This is a genomic window from Plectonema radiosum NIES-515 (assembly GCF_025753815.1).
GTDB classification, from domain to species: Bacteria; Cyanobacteriota; Cyanobacteriia; order Cyanobacteriales; family Nostocaceae; genus Hassallia; species Hassallia radiosum_A.
In genome coordinates, this window is sequence record NZ_JAOWRF010000398.1 from 1 (window position 1) to 6,860 (window position 6,860).

Sequence of the window (6,860 nt, forward strand, 5' to 3'; positions counted from 1 at the left end):
GGGGCTACCTCGGCGCGGACGACTTCAGTCGCTTTCAGGTTTCTTTTTGGTTTTGAATGTACATTTTTATGGTGTCTAATGTAGCGCCTCCCACTGTTGAAACAAAGTAAGAATTAGTCCATAGAGAAGGCAGGCGGCTTTTTAGTTCTGGAAACTCCAATCGCAAGTATCTAGAAGTTGCTCCTTTAAATCTTTTCACAGCTTTATGCACCCCAAATTGGGGGTCTACTTCAATTAATAGATGCACATGGTCTGCCATTATCTCCATCTCTAAGATTTCAACTTTAATTTCAATAGCTATTTGCACTAATAACTCTTTTAGCCTGGATGCTATAGCGTTTACTAGAACTTTTCTGCGATATTTTGGGCAGAAAATGACATGGTACTTACATGAGTAAACGACATTATTGTTTGATTTAAATTTTTCAGTCATTTTCCGAAACAGTAGTTTACTATATTGTATCTATATGACAGATTAAGGATAACTAATCAACAAGTATAAGGAGGTGATTTAATTTTGGCAGCAAAAACAACTAGTTTTGTTACAGAAATACCTTTAATTACGACATCTTTTGACTTGTCAGTACTTGCTGCCAGATTAGAAGCCGGAAGGCAGCTATATAACGCTGTATTGTCTGAGGGTAAAAATAGGCTTCAGTTGGTCAGAGATTCTGAGCTTTACCAACAAGCCAGATTAATCGATAAAAAGGATAAAAAAGCCAAATCAGCAGCTTTTCAATCATGCAGGGAAGTATATCATTTTAGTGATTATGACTTACAACATAAAGCCAATAAAACAGCAATTGCAAGTGTTTGGATTAAATCGCATCTTGATGCTAATACTATCCAGAAAATAGCAACTAGAGCATTTAAAGCTTTAGAGCGAATGGCTTTTGGTAAGGCTAAAAAGGTCAGATTTAAGCAAAAAGGTCAATTTGCATCATTAGAAGGGAAAACCAATAAGCAAGGCATCAGATGGATTAACAACGGTGTTGAATGGTCAAAGTTAAAATTACCAGGAATCATTACTAACGACCCTATAATCTTGTATGGTTTAAACTCAAAGATTAAATATGTCCGCTTAGTCCGTCGTATTCTTAATAAAAAAACATTTTGGTTTGCTCAATTAGTTTGTGAGGGTGAACCATATCAAAAGCCTAAAAATATTATCGGGGAAAGCAGCACTGTTGGTATTGATTTAGGAGTTAGTACTGTTGCAATTGTTGGGGATGATGAAACTATCTGGACTACTTTTGGTGTTGAGCTAACCTCAAAGCAAAAGAAAATTAGAAAGTTACAACGCAAGATAGATAGGCAACGACGTGCCAACAATCCAAATAATTTTAATCCTAACGGTACAGTTAAGAAAGGTTCAAAACGTTGGCATAAATCCAATCGTTACAAAAAAACTGCGGCTAAGAAACGCGAGATTGAACGCAAACAAGCGCGAGAGCGTAAATCATCTCATGGCAGGCTAGTTAACCAAACTTTGAAACTCGGTAAAAATCTTAAAACCGAGAAAGTATCGGTTAAAGCTTGGCAGAAAAATTGGGGTAAATCCATAGGGTTTAAATCCCCCGCATCTTTTCAATCAGAACTAAAACGCAAAGCCGAAAACGCTGGCGGCACAGTTCTAATGTTTTCGACTTATCATACTGCACTTTCTCAAACTTGTTTGTGTGGTAATAAACAGAAAAAGTCATTATCTCAACGAGTGCATAACTGCTCTAAATGCGGTTTGACAATGCAACGTGACATTTTATCTGCTTATTTGAGTCGTCACGTTGACCCCAAAACAGAAACTCTGTCAATCCAGTCAGCCAGGGATGGTTGGCTAGGCATGGAACAATGCCTGCTGGACGGTTGGCAAAATGGGTCAAATCAATCAGCGCTTCCCTGCGACTAGTTCAAAGTCACTTATTGGTAACAATGAGTCAGAGTTGATGTTCAGTAATCCAATAGCTTGTGAGGAGTCGGAACCTACGAGGGTAAACGAAACTTGCACAGCAAGTTGGAACCCCATGCCTTTAGGCATGGGGTAGTTCAGTTACTGGCAGAGGGAGCTACCCGATGAAACGTTGCCCTGGGGGTCATTTGGCGAAAATCTGACAATTGAGGGCTTATCAGAAACAAACGTGAACATTGGCGTTCACGAAGTGTGCGCGGTAGCGCTCTCGCTTTCGCATTGGTAGCGCCGAACTGATGGTGACGCAACCCCGGTTTCCCGGCTTCAAACTCAATCTCAAGTTTGGGCGCGATGATATGGTTAAACGGTTTCTGAACAGCCGTTTAAGCGGCATTTACTTTTCAGTGGTACAAGAAGGTGAAGTTGGTGTGGGTGATGCGATCGAACTGGTCAGACGCGACGAAAACAACATCACAGTTGCTGACATCGTACAAATTTATGTACGTGAAGCTAATAACGATTTGGTACGTCGGGCAATTCAGGTGACAGCTTTGGCAGCCAGTTTGAGGACTTACTTCCAGCAGCAAATTGAACAGCGTCATTAAGCTAGACTTTGGTTTGAACCGTTTTTAGTATAGCTTTTTGAGCGAGGTATATTTGGCATTTTGTTTTAATATTTCCCATTTATTTAAAATCTTTCAATCCCCAAACAAAACCTCTGGTTCCTTTGCCCAGCGACTCGTATCTGGTGACGCAGCAGGACGAGCATAAACCGCTTTATTGCGAATCTCGACAATTTTATCCTCCTCACGAACCATGCTAGGTGTAAAGTGCGATCGCACTGACAAAAAATCCCTCACAGTCACAGTTAAAGGCTTTTCCCCAAGTTCCTCACCAGAATATTCCTGTGTATTTCGATAAAAAGCATTCTCCGCAGTTTTTCTTACCATCAATGCAATTTCTGCTGGGGTTAATAACTTCGTTTCCCTCAACAAACGCAACCAATCCTTTTCACTAAAATCTAATCCGGTAAAATATTTAGCCAAGTGCAATTTAAAGATTTCATACCTTGCACCAGCGTGGGGTAAGTCAACAAAAATAATCTCATCAAAACGACGTACTAATTCGGGTGGTAAAAACTCTAATTTGTTCACTGTTGCCATTACCAAAACTTGGGATGTTCTTTCTTGCATCCACGTCAATAATTTCCCTGCAAGCTGACGCGATACACCACCATCATTATCGGAATCAAAACCAGCAAAACCTTTATCAAAATCATCGAAATAAAGAATTAAACCATACTCTCCATTCGCGTCGCAAAATTGTAAAAACTCCCGCAAATTTTTCCTCGATTCGTAAGCAGTTTTACCCCGTAATCCAGCCCAGTCAGCAGCAACCATCGGTACACCCATTTTCTTCGCAGCTAGCTTGGCACTGAGGGATTTACCCGTTCCCGGTGGTCCCCAAATTATCATCCCTTTGGGAAAACTGAGATTGTGATTACTTGGCTGTTAAAATTACCATTGGAAGTGACAATAGAAGATTGGCTTTGATTTTGGTTGAAAACTTCCCCAGCACGTCCTGCTGCACCAAGTAATCCAATTAAGATATCTTGTTGGGCAATAGCTTTACCTTTATCCGACAATGCTTGTGCAATCAAGGGTTTATTATCTTCTGCTTGAATGGAAATTACACCTTGAGGTATTTGCTGTTGTTTAACTCGACCAGATTTGTCTGTATAGACAATTGCTGTCACACTATGTTGAACTAGCTTATTTGTTTTGGAAACAGAATCTACATCCGCAATTAAAATACTTCCTTTGGGGAAAATAACACGGTTATTAGTAGAGCGGATATCTTCATGCGATCGCACTGCAAATCTAACTCCATTTTTACCTTCCTGTGTCCAAATTATTGGTACTACCACATATCCTTTAGCTGTTGTCCCAATTTGGATTTGCATTAGGGAATTAGGTTCGGGAAAAACTGTCTGGGGATAATTGCGCTCGATATTGGGGTTGCTTCGATTTAAAATACCCCATTCCCCTGGTGTTTGATTTTCTGTTTGATTTGGTAAGGTGGTTGGAGAATTGGTTTGGCTATTACTAATTGCGACTGCGGGGATAATATTGGTAGATTCGTTTTGCTGAAAAGTCTTCTCTGTAGTTGATTGTTCGGGAATTTTGGCTGTAGTGTTATCCCTCGGTAAATTTGATATTTCTTTATCTTCGGTAACATCACTATTTTTTATAGTTTGTTGTCCCAAAGTTGCAAGTTGATTCCATCGCTCAAAAATGTGTTTTATTCCTTCTGCCTTTTGCCTCCTGCCCTCTGCCTTTCCTCGGTAAATTCTGAGATTTTAGTTATTTCTAAGCCTGCACTTCTAATCTCATATAGTTGTCTTTCCAGTGGAGAATCATTATTTGTGGGTTGTTCAGGAATATCTACAGCTTGTAATCTAAAAGTGCGATTAAAATTAATTTCTTCGTCAGCACCACCAGAAAGATTTACCAGTACCCTTGTTGCTACCATATCAACTTCCCATTCACCCATCTTTATTTGTCGGGGAGCAGAGATATAGGAAATAATAATTTTGGAACGGATTTGACCAGCAAATACACGAGAGGGTGTAATTTCTGCGATCGCATTCAGTGCTGCTTGACGGAAGCCTTGTTTTCCCGATTGAATTAAAAACGAGCCAATATAACCGCCATTCCCGCATGGAGATTAGGGTCAAAGCCCGCTTTCTTCATCGTGGCTGCATAGATATAGCCCAAGGAATCCTGGGGATAGGTGAGTAATGAGGGCGTATATTTGCTTTCGGGTGAGTCAAACTCAGGAGATTTTGGCTCATAGCGAGATTCTCTGGGACAAATTAGATTAATATATGAGTAACACTCATATTACGTGGAAAAGTTGATTGATACAGCCGATCAATTTTTTACTGATAATCCAGGCTACCACGCTATTTTCATGGAGGTTCAGGGGACGATACCTGAATTGGAGGAAATCGAAGAGGCTGCCGATGCTCAACTAATTCAGGATTTGGTAACATCTTTATCTCAACGTGATTCAACCTTAGAACCTGGGGATTATGAAGCGATCGCCTTTGTGTTGGTAAAAGCGATCGGCATGTTACTGTGGCTATCTCTTAGTCAAGAGATACGGTTACGGAAGCGTCTGGTGGCAGAAACGAAACGGTTCACCTTAAACTATCTGCAAAGCTATTTCCCATCAGACCCATTACCAGCGACTACTGGAGCGGACTGATAGGAAAACTTGATTGTGTTGCCAAGTTTATTAGCAGTCGTTCAGCAGACACTGATGAGGTGGTGATCATTGCCCTTCAAAGAACCCCTTTAAATTGCGAAGATGGTATTTTGCTTAAGCAAGGGCAAGCTAGCTACCTCCAGAGCATCGATCCAATTCACTCTTAAAACTCCGGCAAGAAAAGCTCTCGACTTTGCCCCGCATAATGGCGGTAAATAATCTCCGGCGAATTACCCACCATTGTCGCCACATCCTTAACATCCACCCCATTCTTCAAAGCCATTGTAATAAACGTATGCGGAGTTTGGTAAAGCTTCCTATACTCAACACCATCAAGGCTCTCCACCACAACCTTCCAAGCCCGTCCACTAAGGTTATGCATATCTATCCACTTACCTTCAGGTGATGGAAATACTTTCGCTTCACCTGACACATCAATGGGTTGGATGGATTTTAACAATCCAGCCAAACGATTATTAATTGGGAAAATTCGCTTCTTCTGCGTCTTAAAACCAGATTTACAAGTCAATCCCGACTGTGAAACCACTACTGCTTGCTCAAACCGAATAATCGTAAAGTCCAACACAATATGCTTCCACTGCAAAGCCACAGCTTCTGATGGTCGGCAACCTGTGATGAAAAGAAATTCAATTAATGTTTGTAATAGCGGTTTTCCTTGAATGCTTGGATGATTCTGTCCCGTTCTTCCAAACTAAACGGATTTATGTCCGTTTCCTCAAAGTTACCCTTCGGTAATTTAATATCACTCGCCATATCCTCAAATGGATTGTCCTCAATCAATTGAGACTTCACAGCCCAATTGCAGCAAGCCGAAAATTGAGTCAGGATTTTTTTGGCAGATCGCGGGGTTCTATTCGCAATTAACCAATCTCGAATTGCGATCGCCTTATCCAAAGTCCTTACTGGCAGATGCACGTTAATACAACGATAAATTTTATGGTAATCCTTCGCCAAAGTGCTAGGAGATAAACTAGACTGCTTGTATTCGGTGTAACTATCCCACAAATCCGCTAACGAAGTATAAGTCTTATTCTCACTAGATGGTGTAAAGACAACTTGCTCTGATTGCGGCTTGTACCTTTCCAACGTCACATCGAAATTGTTGCAGAGAATATCCAACTCAATTTGCCGAGCCTTCATTTCAGCCAGCTTGCGGTTGGCTTTACTATCGGTAAACCCGGTTGAGAGATAATGACGTTTACCCCCAAAACTGAAAACTAATTGCAAGCGATCGTTCGAGGTTTTGATTTTAACAGTACCCTTAGAGGCTTTGCGTTGCGAACCCACAGGTGACTCCTAATAATCGATAGCGAAGGCAAGGGAAGATAGCTAGCAGGTTTTGCAAATGCCTTCAATGCTTGGAATCAGCGCGCTCTGATTTACCCCAACTTTACCCCAATAAATTGTCTAAACTCGTCCACAAATGTCCAACGTCGGCATATTCTTGCACCCAATTTACACCCCTAGAATGGCTTTCAGGGGTTTTAGTGAAAATTTAAAACCCCTGAAAGCTATATGTTTCAGGGGTTTTGTGAGTTATGCCAGGAACCGGATTTGAACCGGTGACACGAGGATTTTCAGTCCCAAAGAAAACGCACCTTTATCCCCTACTGGTAATAGGTTTATTATTTTTAGCTTTATTTTTTGACTAAATATTGACTAA

General features: G+C 40.9%; 9 protein-coding genes and 1 pseudogene. 4 read left to right on the forward strand and 6 right to left on the reverse strand.

Annotation, left to right across the window (positions count from 1 at the left end; all coding sequences use genetic code 11):
* Positions 1-34 precede the first annotated feature (34 nt).
* The gene (gene tnpA, locus OGM63_RS28095) at positions 35-433 is read right to left on the reverse strand and encodes an IS200/IS605 family transposase (RefSeq protein ID WP_263749032.1); all 399 of its coding nucleotides are present in this window, start codon (positions 431-433) and stop codon (positions 35-37) included.
* 84 nt (positions 434-517) lie between these two features.
* Here tnpA and OGM63_RS28100 point away from each other — a divergent pair, with 84 nt between their 5' ends.
* The 3 genes and pseudogenes from OGM63_RS28100 (at position 518) to OGM63_RS28105 (ending at position 2,511) form a co-directional block, all read left to right on the forward strand.
* Positions 518-1,906 (forward strand): RNA-guided endonuclease InsQ/TnpB family protein, encoded by a 1,389-nt coding sequence (locus OGM63_RS28100; protein WP_263749033.1) that lies wholly within the window; start codon positions 518-520, stop codon positions 1,904-1,906.
* Between the two features lie 151 nt (positions 1,907-2,057).
* A pseudogene (locus tag OGM63_RS29995) lies at positions 2,058-2,192 on the forward strand (MOSC domain-containing protein); the annotation flags it as partial.
* Entirely contained in the window at positions 2,185-2,511 is a 327-nt protein-coding gene (locus tag OGM63_RS28105) for an MOSC domain-containing protein (protein ID WP_263749040.1), read from the forward strand. The pseudogene OGM63_RS29995 and the gene OGM63_RS28105, both read left to right, overlap by 8 nt.
* Before the next feature lie 93 nt (positions 2,512-2,604).
* On the opposite strand, the gene OGM63_RS28110 is transcribed toward OGM63_RS28105, so the two are convergent.
* The 3 genes from OGM63_RS28110 to OGM63_RS28120 are packed head-to-tail and all read right to left on the reverse strand — an operon-like array spanning position 2,605 to position 4,459.
* Positions 2,605-3,381: an ATP-binding protein gene (locus tag OGM63_RS28110; protein WP_263749034.1), complete on the reverse strand. Its 777-nt coding sequence runs from the start codon at positions 3,379-3,381 to the stop codon at positions 2,605-2,607.
* On the reverse strand, positions 3,378-4,172 hold the full coding sequence (locus OGM63_RS28115; RefSeq protein ID WP_263749035.1) for a hypothetical protein: 795 nt from the start codon (positions 4,170-4,172) through the stop codon (positions 3,378-3,380). The genes OGM63_RS28110 and OGM63_RS28115 overlap by 4 nt, the downstream gene beginning before the upstream one ends.
* Positions 4,173-4,207: 35 nt before the next feature.
* Positions 4,208-4,459 (reverse strand): hypothetical protein, encoded by a 252-nt coding sequence (locus tag OGM63_RS28120; protein ID WP_263749036.1) that lies wholly within the window; start codon positions 4,457-4,459, stop codon positions 4,208-4,210.
* A gap of 354 nt (positions 4,460-4,813) precedes the next feature.
* On the opposite strand from OGM63_RS28120, the gene OGM63_RS28125 reads away from it, so the two are divergent.
* Complete coding sequence (locus OGM63_RS28125; RefSeq protein ID WP_263749037.1) at positions 4,814-5,176, forward strand: hypothetical protein; 363 nt, start codon at positions 4,814-4,816, stop codon at positions 5,174-5,176.
* Positions 5,177-5,339: 163 nt separating this feature from the next.
* Here OGM63_RS28125 and OGM63_RS28130 read toward each other — a convergent pair whose 3' ends face one another.
* A complete protein-coding gene (locus tag OGM63_RS28130; protein ID WP_263749038.1) occupies positions 5,340-5,786 on the reverse strand; it encodes a site-specific integrase in 447 nt (148 codons plus the stop codon).
* A 41-nt stretch (positions 5,787-5,827) separates the two neighbouring features.
* Entirely contained in the window at positions 5,828-6,484 is a 657-nt protein-coding gene (locus OGM63_RS28135; RefSeq protein WP_263749039.1) for an Arm DNA-binding domain-containing protein, read from the reverse strand.
* Positions 6,485-6,860: the final 376 nt, after the last annotated feature.